22 protein-coding genes and 3 pseudogenes are annotated in these 26,146 nt (G+C 72.9%); 10 read left to right on the top strand and 15 right to left on the bottom strand.

The features are described from left to right. Positions 1-122: 122 nt before the first annotated feature. Positions 123-931, bottom strand: a pseudogene (locus tag AB0G63_RS36350) (SDR family oxidoreductase); the annotation flags it as partial. A 125-nt stretch (positions 932-1,056) separates the two neighbouring features. Here AB0G63_RS36350 and AB0G63_RS36345 point away from each other — a divergent pair. The 3 genes and pseudogenes from AB0G63_RS36345 to AB0G63_RS36335 all read left to right on the top strand — a co-directional run bounded on the left by AB0G63_RS36345 (position 1,057) and on the right by AB0G63_RS36335 (position 4,231). Continuing rightward, complete coding sequence (locus AB0G63_RS36345) at positions 1,057-2,100, top strand: PHP domain-containing protein (RefSeq protein WP_360759252.1); 1,044 nt, start codon at positions 1,057-1,059, stop codon at positions 2,098-2,100. Positions 2,101-2,156: 56 nt separating this feature from the next. Beyond that, on the top strand, positions 2,157-2,840 hold the full coding sequence (locus AB0G63_RS36340) for an HAD family hydrolase (RefSeq protein ID WP_360759250.1): 684 nt from the start codon (positions 2,157-2,159) through the stop codon (positions 2,838-2,840). A 367-nt stretch (positions 2,841-3,207) separates the two neighbouring features. After that, positions 3,208-4,231: pseudogene (locus tag AB0G63_RS36335) on the top strand (SDR family oxidoreductase). A 138-nt stretch (positions 4,232-4,369) separates the two neighbouring features. On the opposite strand, the gene AB0G63_RS36330 reads toward AB0G63_RS36335, so the two are convergent. The 3 genes from AB0G63_RS36330 to AB0G63_RS36320 all read right to left on the bottom strand — a co-directional run bounded on the left by AB0G63_RS36330 (position 4,370) and on the right by AB0G63_RS36320 (position 6,754). Further along, entirely contained in the window at positions 4,370-4,603 is a 234-nt protein-coding gene (locus AB0G63_RS36330; RefSeq protein ID WP_360759248.1) for a hypothetical protein, read from the bottom strand. A gap of 189 nt (positions 4,604-4,792) precedes the next feature. Then, on the bottom strand, positions 4,793-5,350 hold the full coding sequence (locus AB0G63_RS36325; RefSeq protein WP_360759246.1) for a hypothetical protein: 558 nt from the start codon (positions 5,348-5,350) through the stop codon (positions 4,793-4,795). Between the two features lie 114 nt (positions 5,351-5,464). After that, entirely contained in the window at positions 5,465-6,754 is a 1,290-nt protein-coding gene (locus AB0G63_RS36320) for an ROK family transcriptional regulator (RefSeq protein WP_360759244.1), read from the bottom strand. 212 nt (positions 6,755-6,966) lie between these two features. On the opposite strand from AB0G63_RS36320, the gene AB0G63_RS36315 reads away from it, so the two are divergent. From AB0G63_RS36315 to AB0G63_RS36300, 4 genes are all read left to right on the top strand, one after another. Continuing rightward, complete coding sequence (locus tag AB0G63_RS36315) at positions 6,967-7,461, top strand: FBP domain-containing protein (RefSeq protein ID WP_360759242.1); 495 nt, start codon at positions 6,967-6,969, stop codon at positions 7,459-7,461. Between the two features lie 119 nt (positions 7,462-7,580). After that, on the top strand, positions 7,581-8,834 hold the full coding sequence (locus AB0G63_RS36310) for an FUSC family protein (RefSeq protein ID WP_360759240.1): 1,254 nt from the start codon (positions 7,581-7,583) through the stop codon (positions 8,832-8,834). Positions 8,835-8,862: 28 nt separating this feature from the next. Next, the gene (locus AB0G63_RS36305; protein WP_360759238.1) at positions 8,863-9,921 is read left to right on the top strand and encodes a hypothetical protein; all 1,059 of its coding nucleotides are present in this window, start codon (positions 8,863-8,865) and stop codon (positions 9,919-9,921) included. Positions 9,922-10,794: 873 nt separating this feature from the next. Continuing rightward, a complete protein-coding gene (locus AB0G63_RS36300; protein ID WP_360759236.1) occupies positions 10,795-12,039 on the top strand; it encodes a lactonase family protein in 1,245 nt (414 codons plus the stop codon). Positions 12,040-12,050: 11 nt separating this feature from the next. Here AB0G63_RS36300 and AB0G63_RS36295 read toward each other — a convergent pair whose 3' ends face one another. Continuing rightward, a complete protein-coding gene (locus AB0G63_RS36295) occupies positions 12,051-12,659 on the bottom strand; it encodes a TetR family transcriptional regulator (protein WP_360759234.1) in 609 nt (202 codons plus the stop codon). Positions 12,660-12,767: 108 nt separating this feature from the next. Between AB0G63_RS36295 and AB0G63_RS36290 the strand changes: the two genes are divergently transcribed. After that, a complete protein-coding gene (locus tag AB0G63_RS36290; RefSeq protein ID WP_360759233.1) occupies positions 12,768-14,306 on the top strand; it encodes a cytochrome P450 in 1,539 nt (512 codons plus the stop codon). Here AB0G63_RS36290 and AB0G63_RS36285 read toward each other — a convergent pair. Beyond that, entirely contained in the window at positions 14,268-15,098 is an 831-nt protein-coding gene (locus tag AB0G63_RS36285; protein ID WP_360759231.1) for a pentapeptide repeat-containing protein, read from the bottom strand. The two genes, AB0G63_RS36290 and AB0G63_RS36285, sit on opposite strands and share 39 nt — an antisense overlap. A gap of 169 nt (positions 15,099-15,267) precedes the next feature. Here AB0G63_RS36285 and AB0G63_RS36280 point away from each other — a divergent pair, with 169 nt between their 5' ends. Then, positions 15,268-15,498, top strand: a complete 231-nt coding sequence (locus AB0G63_RS36280) for a DUF5999 family protein (protein ID WP_360759229.1) — start codon at positions 15,268-15,270, stop codon at positions 15,496-15,498. Between the two features lie 55 nt (positions 15,499-15,553). Here the strand turns inward: AB0G63_RS36280 and AB0G63_RS36275 are convergent, their stop codons facing one another. The 9 genes from AB0G63_RS36275 to AB0G63_RS36235 form a co-directional block, all read right to left on the bottom strand. After that, on the bottom strand, positions 15,554-16,297 hold the full coding sequence (locus AB0G63_RS36275) for a PIG-L deacetylase family protein (protein WP_360759227.1): 744 nt from the start codon (positions 16,295-16,297) through the stop codon (positions 15,554-15,556). A gap of 31 nt (positions 16,298-16,328) precedes the next feature. Next, positions 16,329-17,630: an alpha/beta fold hydrolase gene (locus tag AB0G63_RS36270; RefSeq protein WP_360759225.1), complete on the bottom strand. Its 1,302-nt coding sequence runs from the start codon at positions 17,628-17,630 to the stop codon at positions 16,329-16,331. 101 nt (positions 17,631-17,731) lie between these two features. Then, positions 17,732-18,751: a LacI family DNA-binding transcriptional regulator gene (locus tag AB0G63_RS36265; protein WP_360759223.1), complete on the bottom strand. Its 1,020-nt coding sequence runs from the start codon at positions 18,749-18,751 to the stop codon at positions 17,732-17,734. 79 nt (positions 18,752-18,830) lie between these two features. Further along, complete coding sequence (locus AB0G63_RS36260; RefSeq protein WP_360759221.1) at positions 18,831-20,243, bottom strand: BNR repeat-containing protein; 1,413 nt, start codon at positions 20,241-20,243, stop codon at positions 18,831-18,833. 148 nt (positions 20,244-20,391) lie between these two features. After that, the gene (locus tag AB0G63_RS36255; protein ID WP_360759219.1) at positions 20,392-20,712 is read right to left on the bottom strand and encodes an L-rhamnose mutarotase; all 321 of its coding nucleotides are present in this window, start codon (positions 20,710-20,712) and stop codon (positions 20,392-20,394) included. Positions 20,713-20,729: 17 nt separating this feature from the next. Next, positions 20,730-21,809, bottom strand: coding sequence for a rhamnose ABC transporter substrate-binding protein (gene rhaS, locus AB0G63_RS36250; protein ID WP_360759217.1), 1,080 nt, complete (start codon positions 21,807-21,809; stop codon positions 20,730-20,732). Between the two features lie 32 nt (positions 21,810-21,841). Then, positions 21,842-22,834: an ABC transporter permease gene (locus AB0G63_RS36245; RefSeq protein WP_360759215.1), complete on the bottom strand. Its 993-nt coding sequence runs from the start codon at positions 22,832-22,834 to the stop codon at positions 21,842-21,844. After that, entirely contained in the window at positions 22,827-23,867 is a 1,041-nt protein-coding gene (locus tag AB0G63_RS36240) for an ABC transporter permease (RefSeq protein WP_360759213.1), read from the bottom strand. Before AB0G63_RS36240 ends, AB0G63_RS36245 begins: the two co-directional genes overlap by 8 nt. Beyond that, positions 23,864-25,381, bottom strand: a complete 1,518-nt coding sequence (locus AB0G63_RS36235; protein WP_360759211.1) for a sugar ABC transporter ATP-binding protein — start codon at positions 25,379-25,381, stop codon at positions 23,864-23,866. The genes AB0G63_RS36240 and AB0G63_RS36235 overlap by 4 nt, the downstream gene beginning before the upstream one ends. A gap of 271 nt (positions 25,382-25,652) precedes the next feature. Here AB0G63_RS36235 and AB0G63_RS36230 point away from each other — a divergent pair. After that, positions 25,653-26,146, top strand: a pseudogene (locus AB0G63_RS36230) (rhamnose isomerase); the annotation flags it as partial.

Genomic DNA, 26,146 nt, shown 5'->3' with positions numbered 1-26,146 from the left:
CCGGACACCCGAGGTCCCCGTGTTCGCCCGGCCGGGCGAACACGGGGCGAGGGTCGCGGGAACCCGTGCGCGGTCTTCCGATGGCCGCCCGAAGATCGCCCGAAGGGCGCCCGAAGGTCTCCCGGACGGCGCCAGTCGTCGCTGGTCAGATGCGAGCCGGCCTGCGGTCCCGTCCGCAGCATGCCGCCGTCCACGGTCCAGGACGCGCCGGTGCCGGTGACATACGACGCCTCGGGCCCGGCGAGGAACGTGATGACGGCGGCGACCTCGCGGGCGTCCCCGGGCCGCCCGAGCGGCACGCCGGGGCGGTGTTCGGTACGCACGTCGGTGTCCTCCTGGCCGGTCATCGGCGTGGCGATCTCGCCGCACGCCACGGCGTTGACGGTGATGCCGTGCTCGGCGAGTTCGAGCGCCATCACCTGGGCGAGCAGGCCGAGTCCGCCCTTGGCCGCGCAGTACGGCGCGGCGCTCACCCGCGGCTGGTGCTCGTGCACGGAGGTGACGTTGACGATCAGGCCGCCGTCGCCCTGCCGGATCATGTGCCGGGCCGCCTTCTGCCCGCCCAGGAAGGGACCGATCAGGTCCACCTCCAGCACCTCGCGCACGTCGTCGAGCGCCAGGCCGAGGAACGGCGTCATGGTGCCCGTACCGGCGTTGTCGACCAGGACGTCGACGCGGCCGAGCCGGTCGCACAGCTCGTCGACGACGTCCGCGGCGGCCGGCAGCCGGGGCAGGTCCGCGCGGGCCACCGCGGCCCGCCGCCCATGGGCGCGCACCTCCCGCGCCGTCTCCTCCGCCCTCCCTCGCGGTCGCTGTGCCAGGTGATGCCGACGTCCATCCCGGCCCGGGCCAGGCGCACCGCCGTGGCCCGGCCGATCCCCGAGTCGGCGCCGGTGATCACGGCGGCCTTGCTGCGGACGGGGTCGGTCATCACGGCCTCCTCGGGATCGCGGCAGGTGGCGAGGCATCGCAGTACCCGGGCGGACGGCAGGCAAACCGTGCAGGCCCGGCGCCGCTGGGGAACCCTGGAGGAGGACCGCGAGGAAGAAGGTGACGATGGACCCCGTCGAGGCACTGGAGCGGATCGCCTTCCTGCTGGAGCGCTCCCTGGCGCCGACGTACCGGGTGCGCGCCTTCCGCACCGCGGCCCGCGTGCTGACGTCGCTGCCCGGCGACGAGGTGCGCGAACGGGCCGCGAGCGGCTCGCTGGAGTCGCTCAGGGGCGTCGGCCCGAAGACCGCGCAGGTGGTGCGGGAGGCGCTGGCCGGGCAGGTGCCCGGCTATCTGCGGAAGCTGGAGGACGAGGCCGATGCCGAGGCGCCCCGCGGCGGGGGCGGCACGCGGCTGCGGGCGCTGCTGCGCGGGGACTGCCATCTGCACTCGGACTGGTCGGACGGCGGCAGCCCGATCGAGGAGATGGGCCGGACCGCGGCGGCGCTCGGGCACGAGTGGGCGGCCCTCACCGACCACTCGCCGCGGCTGACCGTGGCGCGCGGGCTGTCGGCCGAGCGGCTGCGCGAGCAGCTGGACGTGGTCGCGCGGCTGAACGCGACGTGGGCGCCGTTCCGGCTGCTCACCGGGATCGAGTGCGACATCCTCGAGGACGGCTCGCTGGACCAGGAGCCGGAACTGCTGGAGCGGCTCGACGTGGTGGTGGTGTCGGCGCACTCCAAGCTGCGCATGGACGCCCGCGCCATGACCCGCCGCCTGGTGCGGGCTGTGCGCGACGAGCACGCCGACGTCCTCGGCCACTGCACCGGAAGGCTGGTCACCGGACGGGGGCGGCCGGAGTCGCAGTTCGACGCCGACGAGGTGTTCGCCGCGTGCGCGGACAGCGGCACGGCCGTGGAGATCAACAGCCGGCCCGAACGGCTGGATCCGCCCCGGCGGCTGCTGCGCCGGGCCGTGGACGCGGGCGTGCTGTTCTCCGTCGACACCGACGCCCACGCGCCCGGCCAGCTGGACTGGCAGATCCTCGGCTGCGAGCGGGCCGAGGAGTGCGGGGTGCCGGCGGAGCGGGTGGTCACCACCTGGACCGCGAAGGAGCTGCTGGCCTGGACGCGGGAGGGGCGCACGCCCTCGGGAGTGCCGGTCCCGTGACGGGAGTGCCGGGCCCCTGACGTGGTACTCGTGCGCCCACCGAGGAAGGGAGCGGCATGGAGCGGGCAGCCGTGTTCGACATCGACGGGACGCTCGTCGACACCAACCATCTGCACGTGGTGACCTGGTGGGAGGCGTTCCGCCAGGCGGGGCACGGGGTGTCCATGCACGCCGTCCACCGGTCCGTGGGACTGAGCTCGGCGGACCTCGTCGCCCGGCTGCTCGGCGACGTACGCGACGAACGCGACGAACGCGACGAACGCGATGAGGAGCAGGAAGCGCGGCTCAGTGCCGCGCACAAGGTGCTGTACGGGCAGTACTACGACCGGCTGCCGCCGCTGCGGGACGCCGGCCGGCTGCTGCGGCACCTGCACCACAACGGCTGGAAGGTGGTCCTGGCGACCTCGGCGAGCGGTCCGGAACTGTCCGCGCTGCGCCGCGCGATCGACGCCGACGACGCGATCACCGCCATGGCCGGCGCCGACGACGTCGAACAGGGCAAACCGGCGCCCGAGCCCGTCGAACACGCCCTGGAGCTGGCCGGGGTGCCCGCCGAACGGGCCGTCTTCGTCGGCGACACCGTGTGGGACATGCAGGCCGGACGCCGCGCCGGCGTGCGCTGCCTCGGCGTCCTGTCCGGAGGCATCCCGCGCCACGCCCTGCGGGAGGCGGGAGCGGAGGCCGTCTACGACGACGTCGCCGACCTGCTGGCCCGGGTGAAGGACAGCCCGCTGGCCTGACCCGGCGGACAGGCACAGGTGACGCAGATCACCGCAAGCGGGGACAAGCCGGGGAACACCCGGCGGGGCTCCCCCGTTGAAGGGATCGTGGGTGCGGACGGGACAGTGTCCCCGGGCCTCACCATCCGCCCACAGGGACGATCGTTCGGCTGAAGCCCTGTGGAGCCTTTCGCCGAGAGGCGACCGCCGTGCGTGCCCACCCTTTGTCGGCCCCGACCGTGATCCCCCCGTCCGGTCGGGGCCCTTTCCGTCCGCCCGCGGCGGGCGGGACAGGCCGCCTGGCCGCCCGCGTGCGTCCCTCCCGGCCGGGTACTCGGCACGCCCCCCGTCACCGCAGGACCGGGGGAACAGCCGAAGGGAGCCGAAGGTGAGCAGCGCAGCGGGCAGCAGGATCGTCGTCACGGGCGCCACGGGCAACGTCGGCACCAGCGTGGTGCGTCTCCTCTCGGAGGACCCGGGGACGGAGTCCGTGCGGGGACTGGCCCGGCGGATCCCCGACTGGTCGCCGCCGAGGACGCAATGGTCGGCCGTCGACCTGGCCTCCGAACGGGCGGACCTGGTCGGGGAGTTCGCGGGAGCCGACGCGGTGGTGCACCTGGCGTGGGCGTTCCAGCCGACGCACGATCCGGCGACGACCTGGCGCCCGAACGTCCTCGGCTCCCTCCGCGTGTTCGACGCGGTGGCGGAGGCCGGCGTGCCGACGCTGGTGCACGCGTCCTCGGCCGGCGCGTACTCGCCGGGGCCCAAGGACCACGCGGTGGACGAGTCGTGGCCGACGCACGGCTGGCCGGACGCCGCTACTGCCGGGGAGAAGGCGTACCTGGAGCGCGCCCTGGACACGTTCGAGCGGGACCGTCCCGAGGTGCGGGTGGTCCGGATGCGGCCCGCGTTCCTCTTCAGGCGGGAGTCGGCGAGCGAGCAGCGCCGCATCTTCGGCGGCAAGTTCCTGCCGGGTCCGCTGACGTCCCGCGCTGCTGCCCTTCCTGCCCGACGTCCCCGGGCTGCGGGTACAGGCGCTGCACACCGACGACGCGGCCAAGGCGTACGTGCTGGCGCTGGGCTCGGACGCGCGGGGCGCCTTCAACCTGGCCGCCGAGCCCCCGGTCGGCGCGGAGCTGCTGGCCGAGATGCTCGGCTCGCGCCCGGTCCGGCTGCCGCGCGCCGCGGCCCGCTCGGCGATCGCCGCCGCGTGGGGCCTGCATCTGCTGCCGGCCTCGCCCCGTCTTTTCGACGCGGTGCTGCGGCTGCCGCTGATGGACTGCACGGCGCATGCCGAGCTGGGGTGGCATCCGGAGCGCACGGCGAGCGAGGTGCTGGAGGAGCTTCTGCAGGGTCTGCAACACGGCGAGGGCGCCCCTACGGAGCCACTCCGGGCCCGCAAGGCAAGCTGACCCCAGAACCGACCGCCCCGGCCCAGGCCCTGAAGCCCCGGCCCCGAAGCCTCGCCCCCACCGGGCGTGCCCTCCGAAGCCGGGCTACCGGGCAGGCACCGGTGCGGACGCCGCGCGGATAGCCCCTGCGGACGCCGGTCAGGCCGTGGGCTCGTCCGGAGTGGGGTGCTCCTCGTGGACGGTCGCCGAGCGCGGGCCGTCCTGACGGCCCGTTCCCGCCTCGTCGGTGTCCGGGAGGTCGGCGGCGGACTTCTGGTCGTCGGAGGCACCGGGTGCCACCTCCCACGGGTCCTCGCCCTCACGTGCCAGCTGGTCCGGCATGTCCCGCGGAACGGGTTCGCCGTCCTGCCCTGTGCTTCGCCGGTCGGCCACGGCACACCCCTTTCGTGTCGTCGGGCGCCCGGCGAGTACCTCCGCCGGTGACCGGTGAAACATCACTGAGCCGTGTGCATCGTGAAAGGCGCAGGCCGGGCGGTCTGGTGTGCGCGGGGTCCGGGGTGCCCGGGCCGGCCAGGGGTGGGCCGGCCCCCCTGACCGGCCCACCGTTGCGCGACCGGAGGCTCACCGCTTGCAGGTGGCCTCTTCACCGCCACCGGCGTCCGCCGTGCTGCCGACCGACACCGCGTAGGCGATTCCCTTGCCCACCTCGGGTGCGGGCGACCAGCCACCGGTGTTGAAGTCCACGTCGAGCAGCAGGTGCCGGTCCTTTTCGGTCTTGGTCCAGCAGGCACCTGCCACGGTGACGGACGCCGCCCCGGGGTCCGGGTCGTGCTCGATTTGCCAGCCTGCCGCGGCGGCTGCCTCGGTGTGGTGGGCGATGACGTCGGCGGGCTTGCCGGGGAAGGCGTACAGACGGTCCGCGTGCAGCCAGGGCTCTCCGGGGCTGTCGCCGTCGCATGCGGTGCTCACGCCCACGCTGCGGTAGTTGGCGGGTGCCGCGGCGCGGGCGGGCGCCGCGGCGAGCAGTGGCTGTGCGGCCAGCCGCTTGAGTTCGGCTTCCGTGTCGCGGCAGCCGCTGTCGCCGCCGATGACGGAGCATGCGCCCAGGAAGACGGCCGGCAGCAGGAGGGTCGCCGCCGGCCCGGCGCGGGTGAAAGCGGAGGATGGTGTGGGGGACAACGGTGCTCCTGGCAGTCGGGAATCCACGTCGGGAACTGGTGACCGGGCGCGGCCCCCGGATGCTTGATGTTCATCGACAGGATGCCGGTCAGGTACGTCACGAACACCCACAGCTCACTGCGGCGCGCGCTCCCGCAGTGCCGTGTGCCAGGCGGGGGCCGGGCCCTCGGGGGCGGGCTCGGGGCGGCGGCCGCCGCGCGTGAAGAAGTCCGCGAGGGGCAGGATCGCGGCGCCCACGGTCACCGCGTCCGGCCCGAGCCGGCCGAGGTCGATGGTGACCTTCTCGGCCGGGTGGCGCAGCGCGTAGGAGGCCGCGTAGCGTCGCACGGCGGGCAGGAACCGGGAGCCGAGCTGGAGGCCGGCCCAGCCGCCGATGAGGATGCGCTCGGGCTGGAAGAGGTTGATCAGGTCGGACAGGCCGGCTCCCAGGTACTCGGCGGTCTCCTCCAGGACCGCGAGGGCGACCGGGTCGGCCGCGGTGCCCTCGGGCGGATAGGCGGCCGTCAGCATCGCGGTCAGCGCGGTCTCCTCGTCGGCGCCCTGCGGCGGACGTCCGCCCTCCTCGCGCCACCGGTCCAGCAGCGACTCGGCGCCCGCGTAGGCCTCCAGGCAGCCGAGCGCGCCGCAGCGGCAGCGGCGCCCCCTGACCCGTACGGTCAGATGCCCCCACTCCACCGCGCGGCCCTGTTCCACCTCGGGCGTGACCAGGCAGGCGCCGACGCCGGAGCCGAACAGCACGACTACGGCGTTGCGCGCGCCGCGTCCGCCGCCGAACCACATCTCGGCCTGGCCGAGCGTCTGGGCGCCGTTGTCGATGAAGTACCGCACGCTGTCCGGGAGCGGGGAGCCCGCGCGCAGCAGGCTCTCCAGCGGGACGGCGTCCCAGCCGATGGTCTGCCCGTGCACCACGGCGCCGCGGTCGGCGGTGTGCTCGACGATGCCGGGGACGCCGATGCCGACGCCGAGGAGCCGCTCCGGGGCGATGCCGGCGGTGTCGAGTACCTCGGCGATGCCGTCGCGGATGTGGCCGACGATGACCTCAACCTCGTAGCGCCGCTGGGTGAGGGGGCGCTCGGCCCGGGCGAGTTCGGTGAGGGTGAGGTCGAACAGTTCGATGCGCACGCGCGTCTCGCCGACGTCGACGCCGATCATGTGGCCGCTGCCCGGCGCGACGCGCAGCAGGGTGCGCGGGCGGCCGCCGTCGGAGTCGACGCTGCCGGCCTCCTCGACCAGACCGTCGGCGACGAGGTCCGCGACCACGTTGCTGACCGAGCCGGAGCTGAGGCCGGTGGCCGGGCCCAGCTCGAAGCGGCTGAGGGGGCCGTCGAAGTAGAGCCGTTGCAGCACGGCTGTCCGGTTGGCCCGCCTGAGATCGCGTACCGTGCGCCCGTTCCGCCCCGCCATGTGGCTCCTTTCGAACCTTGCCCGACCCGCAACATACCCTTGGCCCGAGCCTGGCGCGATTTTCGCCCACCCCTTAGTTCACGCTGTGAATGAAGAGGCGTGCGGCGCCCCGGAAATCCGGTGGCCTCCACCTCCTCAGCCTGCCTACCCTTGGCCGGAACCTAGGACCCCTAGGTTTGCGTCGAGGCGCATCGAGACCAGGAGGCTTCCCCGTGCGATCACTCACCGAGCAGGAGATCCGCACCTCGTTCGTCAACTGCTCCAAGGGCGAGGCCAAGCGCGTGGCGGTCCCCCGCGACCTGGACCGACGCCCCTGGGCCGACCTGGACTTCCTGGGCTGGCGGGATCCGGGCGCGCCCGATCGCAGTTATCTGGTCACCGAGCGCGAGGGCCGGCTCGTCGGCCTCACACTGCGTTACCCGCCCTCGCAGCGGGGTTTTCTGCACCGCAGCATGTGTTCGCTGTGCCTGACCACCCACCCGGGCGGCGGCGTCTCGCTGATGACGGCCCGGAAGGCGGGCGCGGCGGGGCGCGAGGGCAACTCCGTCGGTGTGTACATGTGCACGGACCTCGCCTGCTCCCTCTACGTGCGGGGCAAGAAGGTCCCGGACAGCGGCGCCCGCTTCGAGGAGAGCCTCACCCTGGAGGAACAGATCGCCCGCACCAGGGACAACCTGTCCGCCTTCCTCGACAAGCTCTGCGCCTGACGGCCGTGCGGGGTGGGCCGCCCGCCACCGGTCCCGCAGCCGGCCGCTGCGACACGTGCGCGTGACAAGGCGCGTGGAGGACTGATTCAAGCCATCCGTGGACGGGGAAGAGGCCAAGGATGGGTGAGGTACGTGAGCTGACGGCGGCCCTGGTGCGCTTCGCTAAGCGGCGCCGGGACCCCGCGGTCGTCCAGGCGCTGCGGTCGGCGGCCGCGGCGTCGATCGCATACGTCGTCGCGCTCCGTCTGAGTCCCGAGCCCGCCCCGCTGACAGCGCCGCTGACCGCGCTGCTGGTCGTCCAGGTCACGCTGTACGCCACGCTCACCAACGGCATCCGCCGGGTCAACGCGGTGGTCGCCGGGGTGCTCGTCGCCATCGCCTTCAGTCTGCTGGTGGGCCTGACCTGGTGGAGTCTCGCCCTGCTGATCGTGGCCTCGCTGGCCGTGGGGCACCTGGTGCGGGTCGACGAGTACGTACCCGAGGTGGCGATCAGCGCGATGCTGGTGCTCGGGGTCACGACCGTCGGCAACACGGCCTGGGCCCGGGTGGTGGAGACCCTGATCGGCGCGGTCGTCGGGCTCGGCTGCAATCTGCTGCTCGCACCGCCGGTGTGGGTGGACGAGGCGGGTGAGTCGATCGAGGGCCTGGCGCGGCGGGTGCGGCGGCTGATGCTCCGGATGGGCGAGGAGGCCGCGGGCCGCACCCCCGTCGAACGGGTGACCGAGCGGCTGTACGAGGCACGCCGGCTGGACCACGACATCGCCGACGTGGACGCCGCCCTGCGGCAGGCCGAGGACAGTCTGCGGCTCAATCCGCGGGTGCGCGAGGGCGTGCTGCACCGGGTGGTGCTGCGGACCGGTCTGGACACGCTGGAGATCTGCACGGTGGTGCTGCGGGTGTTGGCGCGCACCTTCACCGACCTCGCCAAGGAGCGCGATCCCGATCCGCTGTTCTCGCCCCGCACGGGAGCCGCCGTGCAGGAACTGCTGTCCGAGATCGCCGACGCGGTGGTCAGCTTCGCAGTGCTCGTCACCACCGACGTCAGCGCGAGCGCCGAGTCCGCGGAGGAACGGCTCACCGCCGAGCTGCGCCAAGCGGCGGCCACCCGCGACGAACTGGCCCAGCTGCTGCTGGCGGAGGTCCAGCGCGACGCGGGCCAGTGGCAGCTGCACGGTGCCGTGCTGACCGAGGTCAACCGCATCCTGGACGAGATGGACACCGAGCACCGTTCACGCAGGCTGCTGGAGGAGCTGGACCGTGCGACCCGCGAGCAGCGCGCCCGCCTGCCGCGGCTCAGCCGGGTGCGGGAAAGCCTGCGGATCGGGGAGCGGCTGCGCAGGAACCGCTCTGCCGCCGCGCGCCGTCCCAGGTGACGAGGTCACCGGAGACGAGGGGCGGCGCATGACGGACAGCACGGTGCGGATCGACGGGAACACCCTGCGGCTGCCGGGCGGTGTGGCGGTGCGCTTCGTGCGCACGCTGCGCCTGCCGGAGACTGGCACCCATCCGCTGCCGCCGGGGCTGGGCGAGTTCCCGGTCCGGCGGGTGGCGGACTACGCGGACACGGTGCCCGAGCAGTGGCGCGCGCGGGGCGGTGTGATGCTCCCGGTGTATCTGCGCGAGGCGATGTGGCTGAGCTTCTCGGGTACGACGGAGCCGGCCGCGCTGCAGGTCGGCGTGGGCAAGGTGTGCGCGGTCTCGGGCAGGCCCTGGAGCGACCGGCTGGTGCGTGAGCCGCAGAACTATCTGGTGCTGCCGCGCCAGCCGTGGCTGGACGGCATCAACTCCGGCAAGGGCACCGTCCGCCAGTTCGTGGCGGTGCCGCTGGGCGTGGGCGCGACCGTCGAGGGTCAGGTGACCGGCGAGGAGGTGTGGGGCGGTGTGCAGCTGCAGTCCTTCGCGCTGAAGGAGGGGAAGCTGGCCGAGTGGCGGGCGGAGCAGCGGCGGCGGGCCGAGCAGGCGCGGGCCATGATGCCGCCGTCGGCGTCGGGCGGCTTCGGCGCGGCGATGCCGATGGCCGCCCCGGCCGCGCCGGGCGCGATGCCGGCGCCCGCCATGGCGGGTGCCCCGCGCGCCGCGGCGGCGATGGGGCTGGGCGTCGGCGGTTCGATGCGCCAGGAGGTCTACCGGGACGACCGGCCGCTGCGGGACTGGGCCGAGGAGCCCGCCGGGCGGGTGTTCGTGCATCTGGTCACGCCGCCGGAGTGGCGCCGCATCACCGGAGAGGCCCCGCCGCCGTCGCCGGTGGACCGCGCGGCGTACACCCGGGCGGGCCTGCCCTGGTTCGACTACTACGACCAGGACGCGGCGGACCTCGCCCCGACGGACACGCTGCAGGCGGTCAAGCCGGTGGGCGACTGGATCGGGGACGACCACGAGCCCTGGCAGGCCCCCTCCCCGCACCAGGTGCAGCCCCTCGGCGACGCGCCGGGCAAGCCGGTCGAGGACGGCGACTGGTAGCCCCCTCACGGACCTCGGGCCGAGCCACGCCGAGCGGCCACACGCCCACACCTCACGGCGAAGCCCACGGCCCGGCCCCGCGGTCGGCCGCCCGCGCCGGCGCCCGCGAGCAGGCCCGCGCACGGCGCGCGCGGCGGCGAAGCAGCCTGCTCGCAGCGGAACGCTGTCTGCGCACCGACGCCTCACGGCGGAGCCCACGACCCAGCTCCGCCGTAAGACGCACAAGTCGGCGCGCTGAGCCACATCGGCGATGCCTACGCCTCGGGACCACCGACAGCACCACCCGCACACGGCGCCCGCGGCGCCAAACGCCCTGCTCACAGCGGCACGCGAAAAACCGCCGTCTGCGCGCCGACACCTCACCACGGAGCCCACAGCCCAGCCCCACGGCAGGCCGCCCGCGCCGACGCCCGCGAGCAGGCCCGCACACGGCGCCCGCGGCAGCGAAGCCGCGTGCTCACAGCGGCACGCAGCGGAACGCTGTCTGCGCACCGACGCCTCACGGCGGAGCCCACGACCCAGCTCCGCCGTAAGACGCACAAGTCGGCGCGCTGAGCCACATCGGCGATGCCTACGCCTCGGGACCACCGACAGCACCACCCGCACACGGCGCCCGCGGCGCCAAACGCCCTGCTCACAGCGGCAGGCGAAAAACCGCCGTCTGCGCGCCGACACCTCACCACGGAGCCCACGGCCCAGCCCCACGGCAGGCCGCCCGCGCCGACGCCCGCGAGCAGGCCCGCACACGGCGCCCGCGGCAGCGAAGCCGTGTGCTCACAGCGGCACGCGCGGAGGGCTGTTGTTTGCGTGGGCCGGGTGGTCCGGGCGAAGGTGGCTGTCACGACCGGGGCGACCGATCACCTGAGGTGAACGATGGGCAGTGGGACACGAGCGGCGGGCGGCGGCTGGAGCAGGCGCCGTCTCGTCGGCGTTCTCGCCGGAGCGGCCGCGGCGACGGCACTCCCCGCACCCGCGCCCGCACGGGCACCCGCACCCGCATCCGCGGGGAGCACCCCGTCGGCCCCGGACGCGGCCGGGCCGCCGACCGCCGACCGGCCCTCCGAACGGCGGCCGGCACGCGAGCCCTCCGGCCCGCGCCCGCTCTACCTCGGCACCTACACCTCCGTCGACGGCGGCGGCAAGGGCATCGGCCTGGCGGTCTACGATCCCGCGACCGGCGCGATCACCGGGACCGGGACCCTCACCGGCGTCCCGGATCCGTCGTACCTCGCCGTGCACCCGGACGGCCGGACGCTGTACGCGGTCGACGAGCGCGCGGACGGCGCGGTGACCGCCGTACGCCTCGCCGACCGCCGGATCCTGGGCAGCCGGAGCACCGGCGGGGCCGGCCCCTGCCACCTCTCCGTGCATCCGAGCGGCAACTGGCTGCTGAGCGCGAACTACGCCTCCGGCAGCGTCGCCGTGCATCCGGTCGGCGCCTCCGGCGCGCTCGGCGAGCGCACCGACCTGGTGACGCACTCCAGCCCGGCGCCCGGCCCCGGTCAGCGGGGGCCGCACGCCCACCAGGTCGTCACGAGCCCGGACGGCGGCCATGTGCTCGCCGTCGACCTGGGCACCGACACCGTCTACAGCTACCGGCTGGACCCGCGCACCGGCCGGCTCACGGAGGCGGCGCGGGCGCGGACCCGGCCCGGCGCCGGGCCGCGCCACCTGACCTTCCACCCTGGTGGCCGGTACGCCTACCTGGCCAACGAGGTCGACGACACGGTCACGGTCTGCGCCTACGACCGGGCAGACGGCCGTCTGACGATCGGCGAGCCGCAGTCCACGGGGTCGGGCGCGGGCGCCAACTACCCGGCGCAGATCCTGGTGACGTCCGACGGCGCGTACGCCTATCTGGCCAACCGCGGCCACGACAGCATCGCGCGCTACGCGGTGGAGGCCGACGGCGCGCGGCTGCGTCTGCTGGGCACGGTGCCGGTGGCCGGCGAGTTCCCGCGGCAGATCGCCTTCTCGCCGGACGGGACGCTGCTGTTCGCGGCGAACCAGCGGTCCGGTACGGTCAGCGTCTTCCACGTGGACGCCGGCACCGGCGAACTGCGCCTGGCCGGGCGGCCGTTCGCGTCGCCCGTCGCCGTCTGCGCACTGCCGCTGTAGGCGTTCTCCGTTCAGGGTGCGAGGACGCCCAGCAGCGCCCGCGCGCACAGGTCGCGGACCTGTTGCCGGGTCAGGTCCGAGCCGCGCAGCCACTCCAGGCAGACGGCTGTGGTGAACGCCAGCCAGCCCCGGACGGCGAGCCGCAGGTCGGGGCGGGCCTGCGCGACCGGCCCCAGCTCGGGGTCCTCCGCCAGCGCGGCGAGGATCTGCCGTTCCTGCGCGGCCAGTGACCGCTGGTAGACCCTGCGCACGGCCTGGTCCCCGGCCGCGTCCGCGCGGTGGAAGGCGCGGAAGCCGTGCGCGTGCGCCTCGACGTACTCGAGGAAGGTGTCCAGGCCCGCCGCGAGCTGGTCACGTGCCGGAACCCCGGGGACGGCCGCGGTCATGCGCAGCATCCGCTCGCTCTCGCGCTCCACGACCGCCGCGAAGAAGTCCCGTTTGGTCGGGAAGTAGTGGTAGAGCAGCCCCCGCGAGACGCCGGCGATCTCGGCGACCTGCTCGATCCACACGTCGTCGTACGGGCTCTCCGAGAACAGCCGCGCCCCCACCGCCAGCAGCTGTTCCCGGCGTTCCTCGGTGGTGAGCCGGCGACGCGCGCGCTCGCCCTGGTTCGCGGCCATGTCCGCACCTTACTTGACGCCGGTTCAACAGCCGGACCAGACTGGGACGCGCTATTGAACCCACGTACAACACGCTCGGCATGCCGCTGCAGCAAGGGAGATCGCGTCATGGCGGAGACGACGGCCGGGGCCGCGACCGGGACCGGGGCCGACCTCCCCCGGGGCTTCCGCAGCGCGGAGCAGGGCTGGCCCGAGCTGCACCGGATCCCGCGTCCGCCGTACCGGCTGCCGCTGCTCGGCGACGTGCTGGGCGCCAGCGGGAGCGCGCCCCTGCAGAACGCCGTGCGGCGCGGCCGGCAGTTGGGGCCGGTCTTCCGGCTGGCGGCCTTCGGCCGGGAGTTCGTGTTCGTGTGGGGTGCCGGTCTCGTGGCCGACATGGCGGACGAGTCGCGGTTCGCCAAGCACGTCGGCCTGGGCGTCGCCAATCTGCGGCCGGTCGCCGGGGACGGGCTGTTCACCGCGTACAACCACGAGCCGAACTGGCAGCTGGCCCACGACGTCCTCGCGCCGGGCTTCAGCCGGGAGGCGATGGCGGCCTACCACCCGATGATGCTGGACGTGGCCGGCCGGCTCACCGACCACTGGGACCGCGAACTGGCGGCGGGCCGGGCGGTGGACGTGCCCGGCGACATGACCAAGCTGACGCTGGAGACCATCGCGCGCACCGGCTTCGGGCACGACTTCGGCTCCTTCGAGCGCGCCCGGCCGCATCCCTTCCTGACCGCGATGGTGGGCGCGCTCAGCCACGCCCAGCGCCTGAACACCGTGCCCTTCCCGCGCCTGCTGCGGCGCGCGGCCCGGCGCAACGAGGCCGACATCGCCCTCCTCGACCACACCGTCGACGAACTCGTCCGGGCCCGCCGCGCGTCGAGCGGGGACGGGGACCTGCTGGACCGGATGCTGGACACGGCCCACCCCGAGACCGGGGAGCGGCTGTCGGACCGGAACGTGCGCCGCCAGGTCATCACCTTCCTGGTGGCCGGCCACGAGACGACGTCGGGCGCGCTGTCCTTCGCCCTGCACTACCTCTCCCGCCATCCCGAGGTCGCGGCCCGCGCCCGCGCCGAGGTGGACGCCGTCTGGGGTGACACGGCGGTGCCCGGCTACGAACAGGTGGCCAAGCTGCGGTACGTGCGCCGGGTGCTGGACGAGGCGCTGCGGCTGTGGCCGACGGCGCCGGCGTTCGCCCGGGAGGCGCGGTGCGACACGGTGCTGGACGGCGTCCATCCGATGCGCCGTGGAGCGTGGGCGCTGATCCTCACGCCGATGCTGCACCGGGACCCGGCGGCCTGGGGCCCGGACGCCGAACGGTTCGACCCGGACCGCTTCGACCCGAAGGCCGTACGGTCCAGGCCCCCGCACGTCTTCAAGCCGTTCGGCACGGGTGCGCGGGCGTGCATCGGCCGGCAGTTCGCGCTGCACGAGGCCACGCTGGTGCTCGGTCTGCTGTTGCGCCGCTACCTGCTCGTCCCCGACCCGGCCTACCGGCTGCGGGTGACCGAGCGGCTCACGCTGATGCCGGACGGGCTGCGGCTGCACCTGGAGCGGCGCGCGGCCGACGCCCCGGTCCGGCCGGCCCCGCCGGCGCCGGGCGCCCAGGACCTGCCGTCAGCGCCGCGCTGTCCAGTGCGCGGGGCGGGCGACTGACTCCGGCAGCCGGGTGCCGGCGCCGCCGCGGGCCGCGTCGAGCTGCGGCTGGGTGAGGAAGAAGGCGCCGGTCAGGTCGGCGTCCGTGAGGTCGGTGTCGCGCAGGTCGGCGCCGATCAGATCCGCGCCGCGCAGGTCGGCTCCGGTCAGGTCGGCGGCTATCAGGTAGGCGCCGCGCAGGTTCGCGCCGCGCAGGTCGGCGCCCTTGAGGCGGGCGCCGATGAGGTCCGCGCCGCGGCGGTCCTTGCGACGGCCGCGGGTGCCGGCCCGCACCAGTTCGCTGGCCCTGAGCAGCAGCACGTCGACCTCCCGCCGATGCGCGGCGACGTCCAGCTCCGCCAGTTCCTCCGGACCGCGGCGAGTGAGCCGCTCGGTGCCGTCGAGCATCCGGCGCAGCTCGGCGTGGACCGGGCGGGCGGCGGGCAGGGTGAGCGCCTCGGTGAGGTACCACAGCAGTTCGTGCAGTTGCCGGACGACCGGGAAGACCTCGAACATGCGCCGGGCGTGCTCGCGCGACCCCGTGCGCCAGTCCTGCCCGGCGAAGGTGACCTGCGAGACCTTCTGCCCGGCGCCGAAGCAGTCGTAGACCGTGCAGCCGGTGAAGCCCTCCTGCCGCAGCCGGGCGTGGATGCCGCAGCGGTGGTCCTCGCGCAGGTGCGAACAGGGACGCCCGGCCTCCTTGTCGACCGCGAAGTCCGCGGAGGCGGCGAAGGGCAGGGCGACGCAGCACAACCCGAAACAGCGCCCGCAGTCACCGCGCAGGCCGGACGGTTCCGGCGTTCGATCTCGCATGCCGCCCACCCTATCCAGCGGCGCGCCCGCCCCCGGCCACGAGGAACAGCCACCTCACCGACGGATCCCCACCGTTCGGAGGGCCTCCTCATACGGCGGAAGACAAGCTCGGACATCACAGGTACGAGCCCCTTTCCGGCGGGAGCCCGACGCATCGAGGAGACAGAGCATGTGCAGCCACCCGCCGACGTGCCCCACCGCGGACAGTCCCGGCCGCCACACCGCCGCGGTCGTCTCCGCCCACCCCGAACAGGGCTGGAGCCTGCTGTGCAACGGCACCGTGGTCTTCGACGACACCGGTGAGCTCCTCCCGGACGGACGGGTGGTGGAGCCACACCGGCCGGGCGGACCACACCGGCCGGGCGGACCGCACCGGCCGCCGGCCGCCGTGGCCGCCTGACCTGGTCCGGGCTGCCGACGACGGGCCAGGGCCTGCCCTGCGGCCGCCGCGACCGCTAGCGGGCGAACAGTTCGAACGCCACGGCCGGCCTGCCGCCGAACTTCTCCCCCGCCGCCGCGGCGTGCCCGGTCAGGAAGTCACGGGCGTACGTCTCGGGGTCCTCGTCGGTCAAGGCCTCTATGTAGGTGCGGTGTTCGAGCAGCGACGCCACCGCCCGCTCCAGGCCGGGCGACGCCTCCACGGCGTGCGTGGGCGAGGCGGAACCGGCGACGGCGACCCAGCGGACGCCGTTCCACGGCGGCAGGCCCTGCCGGGTGAGTTCGGGGAAGATCCACCGGTTGCCGGCGTCCGCGGCCGCGTCCAGGGTGGCGCGTCCGACGGCGACGTGGTCCGGGGTGTTCCAGGCGACGCCTCCCCAGGTGTCGCGGTGGTTGAGCGTGATCACCAGCTCGGGCCGGTGCCGGCGGATCGCGGCGGCGATGTCGCGTCGCAGCGCGAGGCCGTACTCGATCACACCGTCCCGATGGCCGAGGAACTCCACCGACGACACGCCGACCACCGCGGCGCTCGCGCGCTGCTCCCGCTCGCGCAGCGGGCCGCACGTCTCCGGGTCCAGCGAGTCGATGCCGGCCTCGCCGCGGGTCGCCAGCACGTAGGCGACCTCGCGGCCCTCGTCGGTCCAGGCGGCGATCGCGGCGGCACACCCGTACTCGAGGTCGTCGGGGTGGGCCACCACGGCCAGCGCGCGCCGCCAGTCGGTCGGCATGGGCTGCAGGGGCGTGTTCTCCGGCTCCGTCATGCCCGCAGACTAATCCCGGCCGCCCGTCGGCTCACACCTCGTCACGGGCGAGCGCGAGCAGGCGGTCCAACACCCGCGGGCCCCCGGCCCGCACGCCGTCGTGCTCGAACTCGTCCGTCACCCAGGTGCGCAGGCCCCGGACGGCGCGGGCGGTGCGCAGCGAGTGGGCCGTGTCGACGTACATGTCGTCGTGGTAGACGGCCGCCGCGACCGGGACGTCGTTGACGGCGAGGCGGGCCGGGTCGTACAGGGGGCGCCAGTCGGTGCGGGCGGCGAGGAGGTCGGCGGTCTCGCGCAGCGGGCGCAGCGCCGGGTCGCAGTCGAACGTCCAGGGGTGGACCGACTCGCCGGTGAACAGCAGCGGATCGTCGCCCGAGAGGGCCTTGGCCGCGTCGAACTGCGGGAACTCGGCCCGCACCCGCTCGGCGGACCAGGCGGTGGGGCGGTCGTCCTGGCCGTAGATCGCCTCGTGGACGAGGGCGTACAGGGGGTGGCCCGCATACGACAGCAGGCCCTGGGCCTCTTCCTGGAAGGCGTCGGACAGCGCGGTGCCGCTCGGGGTGCGGACGAAGGCGTGCTCCAGCAGGTAGTGCAGGCGGTGGCTGCCCTCGCCGCCGCCGAGGAGGATGCCGAGGGACTGGAACGCCTCGACGGTGAGCCGGTAGCCGTTCGGCAGGGTCACCTCGTGGGTGAGGAGGTGGTCGGCGATGCGGCGGGCGCGTTCGACGTCCTGCGGGTAGCGGGCGTAGTGGGCGGTGACCTTGCGTTCGATGCGGGGGTAGGCGGCGCGGTAGACGTCGTCGGCGTGCGCGTCGAGGGACGGCAGGCCGCCCGTGATCAGGGCGGCGGTCAGGCCCTCGGGCGCGTGGGAGAGGTAGCTGACCGTGCAGAATCCGCCGAAGCTCTGGCCGAGGACGGTCCAGGGGGCCCCGCCGGTGACCTCGGCGCGGATCGCCTCGCAGTCGCGGACGATCGCGTCGGCGCGGAAGAGGGCGAGGTAGTCGGCCTGCGCGGCGGGCCCGCCGCGCAGCGGGAGCGTCTGGCGGTTGGCGGGCGTGGAGTGGCCGGTGCCGCGCTGGTCGAGCAGCAGCACCCGGTACTCCTGCAGCGCGCGCCCGAGCCACGCCTGCTTCCCGACGAAACGGTTCGCCCCGAAGCCCGGGCCGCCTTGCAGGTAGACCAGCCAGGGCAGTTCCCGGTGCGCCTGGTCGCTCGCGACGACCTCGCGGGCGTAGAGCTCGATCGTCTCTCCCGCCGGGTCGTCGTGGTCGAGGGGCACGGTGAAGTGGCGGTCGGTCAGGACGACGCCGGGCTGGCGGTACGTGACGGTCAACGGGTCTCCCGGGACGGACGGATGGCGGACCGTGTCCCAGTCCAGCACATGCCCGTCCGGCCACCACCACCCGGGATCATGACATCGTGGCGAGCACCCGTTCAGCGGGCGGACAGGCTGGAGCGCCTGACGACCAGCTCCGGCTGGAGCACCACGCGCCGGTGCTCGTGCCGTCTGCCGTCCGCCTCGGTCTCCTCCAGCAGCAGTTCCGCGGCCATCGCGCCCATGGTGACGGCGGGCTGCCGCACGGAGGTGAGCGGGACGGCCGCGGCGGCGGCGAACTCGATGTCGTCGTAGCCGACGATGGCGAGGTCGTCGGGAACCTTTATGCCGGCCGCGTACATGGCCTGCAGGACGCCGAGGGCGAGCAGGTCGTTGGCGCAGAACACGGCGGTCGGGCGGTCGGCGAGGCCGAGCAGGCGGGCGCCGGCGTCACGGCCGGCGGCGACGTCGAGGCGTTCGGTGGGCAGTTCGCGCAGGCACTCGGGGCCGAGGCCGGCCTCGGCCAGGGCGTTGAGTGCGCCGGTGCGGCGGTCGCGCACCTGGTTGAGGCCGGGCGGGCCGCTGACGTACGCGATGGAGCGGTGCCCGGCATCGATGAGATGGCGTACGGCCAGCGCGCCGCCGGCCACGTCGTCGACGCTGACCGAGCACTCGGTGGCGCCCTCGGCGACCCGGTCGACGAGGACGAAGGGGATGTTGTGCCGCCGGAAGGTCTCGATGTTCCGGCCGGTGGCGTCGGCGGGCGTCAGCAGCACGCCGCGCACCCGCTGTTCGGCGAAGAGGGAGAGGTACTCCGCCTCCTCGCCGGCGCTCTGGGCGCTGTTGCAGACCATGACGCCGAGCCCGGCCTCGCGGGCGGCGCGCTCGGCTCCGCGCGCCACGTCGACGAAGAACGGGTTGCCCATGTCCAGGACGAGCAGTCCCATGATCCGGCTGCGGCCCGCGCGCAGCTGCCGCGCGGACTCGCTGCGGACGTAGCCGAGCCGGTCTATCGCGGACAGGACGCGCGCCCGGGTCTCGGCGGCGACCGTGTCCGGACGGTTGATGACGTTCGAGACCGTGCCGACGGAGACTCCGGCGGCGCGGGCGACGTCCTTGATACCCACCGACTGGGCCATCAGGCAGGGACCTCCTCAGAAGCGTGGGAGGGCGGGAAGGCCCTCACACTACCGTCAACGCCGCGCACGTCAGCCCCGGTCACGCGGGCAGGGCGAAGTCGACGACGTGGAGCGCCGAGGGCGTGGTGCCGCTCGACTTCTCCTGGTACATGAACGACAGGACGCCGTCCTGCCTCACCCGCGTCTCGTCGACGACGACCTCGCCGAAGGCGTTCAGCCCGGCGCCGTCGTACAGCAGCGCCCAGTCGGTGTACCCGGAGGACTTCGACGCGCCCGCGATCCGGCCGTAGGGGAGGATCGCGTAGGCGTTGTCGTACCGGTCCAGGACCAGCTTGGTGCGCTGGCTGGAGTTCAGCGGGACCGGGATCTCGGTCTTCTGCCAGCTGCCGGAGGCGTTCTTGCGGAGGTGGAAGGCGCGGCCGTGGGCGGTGCGGTCGGCGACGTAGTCGGTGGTGCACTGGCCGAAGCGGCCGGGGACGTAGCTGATGATCGCGTGCGGGAGCCCGGCGGAGTCGGTCGTCTGGCTCTCCTGGTTCATCAGGGAGTGGTCGGGGTTCAGGGGGTCGACGACCAGTCCGCCGTCGGTGACGGAGACGGTGTCGGAGGTGCCGGTGGCGGCGACGAGTGCTCCGGCGTCGTTGCGCCAGGTGCGGCCGCGGTCGGTGGAGTACACGTAGCCGGTGTCGTGGTTGGTGATGCCGCCTCCGCTGCACATCACGGCGGCGTTCTGCTCGCGCCAGGTGAAGAAGGCGTGCAGGCGGCCGGCCGTGTCGTAGTCGATGCCGTGCAGGTACATGTTGCGGGCGGTGCTGGAGCCGTGCGCGCTGGTGTAGGTGCCGGTGGAGGCGCTCCACTCCCCCAGCGCGGTCCAGCGTGAACCGTCGTACTCGGCGAGGGCGTTGCGGCCGTTGCCGGAGACTCCCGCCCGGTAGCTGAGCTGCAGCCGGCCCTCGGGCGTGGCGATGAACTGTGGATAGGTGAACTGGGAGGTGAGCGCCAGACCGTCCAGCGTGGTCTGCACGGCGCCGAAGGCGGACGCGGTCCAGGCGGTGGTCGCGGGACTGTCGAGCAGACCGGCCGCCGACTTCACGTAGAAGAAGCCGTCGCTGTGCGAGTCCATGTTCAGGTGCAGTCGGCCGTCGGCCCGGGAGACGCCCATGGAGATGACGTTGTGGGAGTCGTCGCTCTTGAGCCGGTGGGGCAGCGTGACGGTCGACCAGGTCGTGCCGGCCACCGCGCGGCGCGCGACGACGGCGTCGCGGCCGGCGGTGTACCAGGCGGCGTACTGGTAGCCCTGGTAGGTCAACAGGCCGTTCTTCTGGAACGAGTTGTTGTTGACCAGCCCGTCGTAGGAGACGAAGTAGACGGCCGTGGCGTCGAGCAGGGTGCTGCCCTTCTTGGTCACCGAGGGGCCCGGGGATGCGGCCCGTGCGATGCCCGGTGCGGTCATCGCGGCCAGGACGGCGGACGCGAGCACGGTACGTCTTCTCATGACTGCGGCTCCTGAGAGGGGGGTCAGGACTTCGGAGCAGGACTTTCGAGCAGGATTTCCGAGCAGGATTTCCGAGCGGGATTTCCGAGCGGGACTTTCGACTTTCTAACGGGAGTTACGAGGAGAACTTTCGAGCGGGACTTTCGGATCAGGCGAGGTGGAAGACCTCGGTGAGGGGTTTCATCGCCTCGTCGGGTCTGGCGCCGTCCAGCGATTCGAAGAACGGCGCCATCTCCGCCTGCCAGCGGGCGTTGACGTCGGTGGCCTCCATGCCGGCCTGGGCGGCGGCGAAGTCCTCGGTCTCCAGGTAGCCGACGAGCAGGCCGTCCTCACGCAGGAAGAGCGAGTAGTTGTGCCAGCCGGTCCGGCTGAGAGCGTCGAGCATCTCCGGCCACACGGCGGCGTGCCGCTCGCGGTACTCGTCGAGGCGGTCCGCCCGGACCTTCAGCAGGAAGCACACGCGCTGCATCAACACCCCTTGGACTGTCAGAAGTTGAACTGGTCGATGTTCTTGGCGTCGAACACGGTCGGCTTGCCGAGGTTGATCACGCCGTCCTTGCCGATGGTGTACTCGGTGTCGCCGGCCTTGAAGGTCTCACCCTCCTTGCCGGTGATCTGGCCGGAGACCAGCGCGACCGCGGTGCGGGCGGCGAGGTCGCCGAGCTTCGCCGGGTCCCACAGCTCGAAGGCGTCGACGGTGCCGTTCTTGACGTACTTGCGCATGTCGTTGGGGGTGCCGAGGCCGGTCAGCTTGACCTTGCCCTTGTACTTGGAGCCGGACAGGTACTGGGCGGCGGCCTTGATGCCGACGGTGGTCGGGGAGATGATCCCCTTCAGGTTCGGGTACTGCTGGAGCAGGCCCTGGGTCTGCTGGAAGGACTGCTGGGCGTCGTCGTTGCCGTAAGCGATCTTGACGAGCTTGATGTTCTTGTACTTGGGGTCCTTCAGCTCGTCCTTCATGTAGCCGATCCAGGTGTTCTGGTTCGTCGCCGTCTGCGCGGCGGAGAGGATCGCTATCTCGCCCTTGTAGCCGATCTGCTCGGCCAGCAGCTGCACCTCGGTACGGCCCAGGTCCTCGGCGGACGCCTGCGACACGAAGGCGTTGCGGCAGTCGGGCTTGGTGTCGGAGTCGTAGGTGACGACCTTGATGCCGTTGCTCATGGCCTGCTTCAGGGCGGTGCACAGGGCGCCCGGGTCCTGCGCGGAGACGGCCATCGCGTTCACCTGCTGCTGGGTGAGCGTGTTGACGTAGCTGACCTGGCCGCTGGTGTCGGTGGCGCTGGCCGGGCCGACCTCCTTGTACTTCTCGCCCAGTTCCGTCAGCGCCTTCTCGCCGCCCTTGTCGGCGGAGGTGAAGTACGGGTTGTTGACCTGCTTGGGCAGGAAGCCGACGGTCAGGCCCTTCTTGAGGGCGGCGTTCGGGTTCGCCTTGCCGGCGCTGGCGGCGGAACCGGTGTCGTCCTTGACGTCGTTCTTGGTGGTGCCGCCGCAGGCGGTGGCGGCCAGGGCGAGGGAGGTGACGGCGGCGAGGGCCGCACAGGTACGGCGGATCGACGACTTGCGCATGGATGAGGTTCCTTTACGAGGGTGAGCGGGGGTTACGACGTCGTGGTCGAGGCGGCGGCTCTGCGGCCCGCCCTCGCGACGGAGATCTGGCGCGCGACCCGGGGGCCGAGCACCGAGACGACGAGCAGCACGCCGGTGACGACGGTCTGCGACTGGGCGGATACGTTGGACAGGCTCATCACGTTCTGCAGTGAGCCGAGCAGGAAGACTCCCGCGATGGCGCCGCCGAGCGTTCCCTTGCCGCCGTCGAAGTCGATCCCGCCGAGCAGGACGGCGGCGACGACGGACAGTTCGAGCCCGGTGGCGTTGTCGTAGCGGGCGCTGGCGTAGTGCAGCGCCCAGAAGATGCCGGTGAGGGAGGCCATCAGGCCGGTCACCGTGAACAGGATCAGCTTCTGCCGCCGGACGCGGATGCCGGCGAAGCGCGCGGCCTCCTCGCTGGCGCCGATGGCGAACAGCGACCGGCCGAACGGCGTGGCGTGCAGGGCGATCACGGCGATCACCAGCAGTACCAGGAAGGGCAGGAGCGCCTGCGGGACGAAGGTGTCGCCGATGCGTCCGGCCGCGAAGTCGAGGTACTGGGTGGGGAAGTCGGTCACCGCGTTCGAGCCGAGGATGATCTGCGCGATGCCCCGGTAGGCGGCGAGCGTGCCGATGGTGACGGCGAGCGAGGGCAGGCCCAGGCGGGTCACGAGCAGGCCGTTGACCAGACCGCACACCACGCCGAGCAGCAGGCACAGCGGGATGATCGTCTCGATGGACATGCCCTCGTTCCACAGCTTGCCCATCACCGCGCCCGACAGGCCGGCCGTGGAGGCGACGGACAGGTCGATCTCACCGGCGACGACGAGCAGCGTCATCGGCAGCGCGATCAGCGCGATCGGCAGGGTGTTGCCGATGAGGAAGGACAGGTTGAGGGCGTTGCCGAAGCCGTCGACGAAGCCGAAGGACAGCAGCAGCAGGACGATCAGGAGCGCGCCGACGACCGTGTCCCAGCGGACCGCGCGCGTCAGGGAGTCAGGCATGGCGGGCGTTCCTCTTCTTCAGGGCGGTGGCCACGCGCAGCGCGACGATCCGGTCGACCGCGATGGCGAGGATGAGCAGGATGCCGTTGATGGCGAGCACCCAGACGGAGCTGACGCCGAGGGCGGGCAGCACGCTGTTGATCGAGGTCAGCAGCAGGGCGCCGAGCGCCGCGCCGTAGACGCTGCCGGAGCCGCCGGTGAAGACGACGCCGCCGACCACCACCGCGCTGACGACGGTGAGTTCGTAGCCGCTGCCGGTCCCGGAGTCGACGTTGCCGAAGCGGGCCAGGTACATGGCGCCGGCGAGACCGGCGAGGCCACCGCAGAAGGTGTAGGCGGCCAGGATCCGCTTGCGGACGGGGATACCGGCCAGACGGGCGGCCTCCGGGTTGGAGCCGAGCGCGTACAGCTCGCGGCCGCTGCCGAAGTGCTTGAGGTAGTACGCCGTGGCCACCAGCACCGCCAGCGCGATCATGGCCAGCCAGGGCACCGCGGAGATGCCGCCGGAGCCGAAGTCCACGAAGGAGCCGGGCAGGTCGGCCGCGGTGATCTGGCGGGAGCCGACCCAGATGGAGTCGACGCCGCGGATGATGTAGAGCGTGCCGAGGGTGACGACGAGCGCGGGCACCTGGCCGAGGCTGACGAGCAGGCCGTTGAGCAGTCCGCAGCCGACGCCGAGCAGCGCGGCCAGCACGACAGCCACCACGGGGTTGCCGCCGCCGTGCAGGTAGTCACCGGCGGCGAAGGCGGTGACGCCGAGGGTGGAGCCGACCGACAGGTCGACGTTGCGGGTGATGACGACCAGGGACTGGCCGGTGGCGACGAGGACCAGGATGGTCGCGTTCAGCAGGAGGTCCTTGATGCCCTGCTCGGACAGGAACTCGCTGTTGCCCGTCTGGGTGACGGCGATCATCGCCAGGAAGACGACCAGGATGGCCAGTTCGCGCATCTTGAACACGCGGTCGACCAGCCGGGTGCCGCTGGACCTGGGCACGTCGGCGACGGGGGCTTCGTTGGGAGTGACGACCGTCATGCGGCTGCCCTCCCGGTGGCTGCGGCCATCACGGTTTCCTCGGTGGCTTCGGCGCGCGGGATCTCTGCGGTCAGCCGGCCCTCGTGCATCACCAGCACGCGGTCGGCCATGCCGAGGATCTCGGGCAGGTCGGAGGAGATCATCAGTACGGCGACGCCGTCGGCGGCCAGCTGCGACAGCAGCCGGTGCACCTCTGCCTTGGTGCCGACGTCGATGCCGCGGGTCGGCTCGTCGACGATCAGCACCTTGGGGCCGGTGGCGAGCCACTTGGCGAGGACGACCTTCTGCTGGTTGCCGCCCGACAGGGTGGAGACGGCGTCGGCGATCCGGGCGTACTTCACCTGGAGCTTGACCGCCCAGTCCAGGGAGCGGCTGCGCTCGGCGCGGCGGTCCACCAGGCCCGCCCGGACGGTGGTGCGCAGTCCGGTGAGGCCGATGTTGCGCTCGATGGACATGTCCATCACCAGGCCCTGTGCGCGCCGGTCCTCGGGGACCAGGGCGAGCCCGGCCGCCATCGCGGTGGACGGGGCGCCGTTGGTCAGCGCCCGACCGTCCACCTCGACATCGCCGGCGTCCCAGCGGTCGACGCCGAAGACGGCTCGCGCCACCTCGGTGCGGCCGGCGCCGACGAGTCCCGCGAGACCGACGATCTCACCGCGCCGCACCTCGAAGGAGACGTCGGTGAACACGCCCTCGCGGGTCAGCCGGCGGACGCTCAGGGCGACCTCGCCGGGCTCGACGTCCTGCTTGGGGTAGAGCTCGTCGAGGTCCCGGCCCACCATGCGGCGGACGAGGTCGTCCTCGGTCATGCCGGCCACGGGCTCGCTGGCGATCCAGGCGCCGTCGCGCAGGGTGGTCACCCGCTGGCAGATCTCGAAGATCTCCTCCAGCCGGTGCGAGATGAACAGGACGGCGGCGCCCTGCTCGCGCAGGGTGCGCACGACTCCGAACAGGCGGGCCACCTCGCTGCCGGTGAGGGCGGCGGTCGGCTCGTCCATGATCAGGACGCGGGCGTCGAAGGAGAGGGCCTTGGCGATCTCGACGATCTGCTGGTCGGCGATCGACAGGCCGCGGGCGGGGCGGTCGGGGTCGAGTTCGACGCCGAGACGCTTCATCAGGGCCAGGGTCGCGTTGTGCGTGGCCTTGTGGTCGATGCGGCCGAGCGCGCGCCGGGGCTGGCGGCCCATGAAGATGTTCTCGGCGATCGACAGGTCGGGGAAGAGCGTGGGCTCCTGGTAGATCACGGCGATGCCGGCGTCGCGGGCGTCGCCGGGACCGTTGAAGACGACGGGCTGACCGTCGAGCAGCACCCGGCCGGCGTCCGGCCGGTGCACCCCGGCGAGCGTCTTGATGAGGGTCGACTTGCCCGCGCCGTTCTCGCCCGCGAGGGCGTGCACTTCACCGGGGAACAGCTCCAGGGAGACGTCCCGCAGGGCACGTACCGCGCCGAAGGACTTCGAGACGTCCTCGAGCGCCAGCACAGGGGCCGGACCCGTGTCGGACGGGTGGGTCATGAGGGGCTCCTCGACGACGCCGACGAGAGCTTCACGGCGTCGTGAAAGGTTTCAACTGGGTTGCCGGGACGTTAGGCATGCAGGCCATGTCACGTCAATGGGTCCGCCGCGAAAAGTTTTCGAGATGCCTTCGAGAGCCAGAGGTCACGGTCAGGCTACGGACGAGAGCCTTTGCCGGAACGCTTGACACACCCACGGGCGACTCCTAGCTTCGGCTACTGAATCGATTCATACAGAAGCCGTTACGGCCAGACGTCACAGGAGCCCTGAAGTGACCGAGCTCGCCGCGGTGAAGGCCGCGCTCAAAACCCAGGCAGTCGAGACGCCGTCGTGGGCGTACGGGAACTCGGGGACCCGGTTCAAGGTGTTCGCGCAGCAGGGCGTTCCCCGCACTCCGCAGGAGAAGCTGGACGACGCCGCCCAGGTGCACGCCGTCACGGGCGTCGCGCCGACCGTCGCGCTGCACATCCCGTGGGACAAGGTCGACGACTACGCCGCGCTGGCCAAGCACGCCGAGGAGCGCGGCCTGAAGCTCGGTGCGATCAACTCCAACACCTTCCAGGACGACGACTACAAGCTCGGCAGCATCTGCCACGCCGACCCCGCGATCCGCCGCAAGGCGATCGACCACCTCCTGGAATGCGTCGACATCATGGACGCCACCGGCTCCCGCGACCTCAAACTCTGGTTCGCCGACGGCACCAACTACCCCGGCCAGGACGACATCCGCGCCCGCCAGGACCGCCTCGCCGAAGGACTCGCCCA

Source organism: Streptomyces sp. NPDC020996 (assembly GCF_040641355.1).
In the GTDB taxonomy this organism is placed as follows: domain Bacteria; phylum Actinomycetota; class Actinomycetes; order Streptomycetales; family Streptomycetaceae; genus Streptomyces.
The sequence above is the reverse complement of the archived record's forward strand: the minus strand, read 5'-3'. Positions and strand labels throughout refer to the sequence as shown.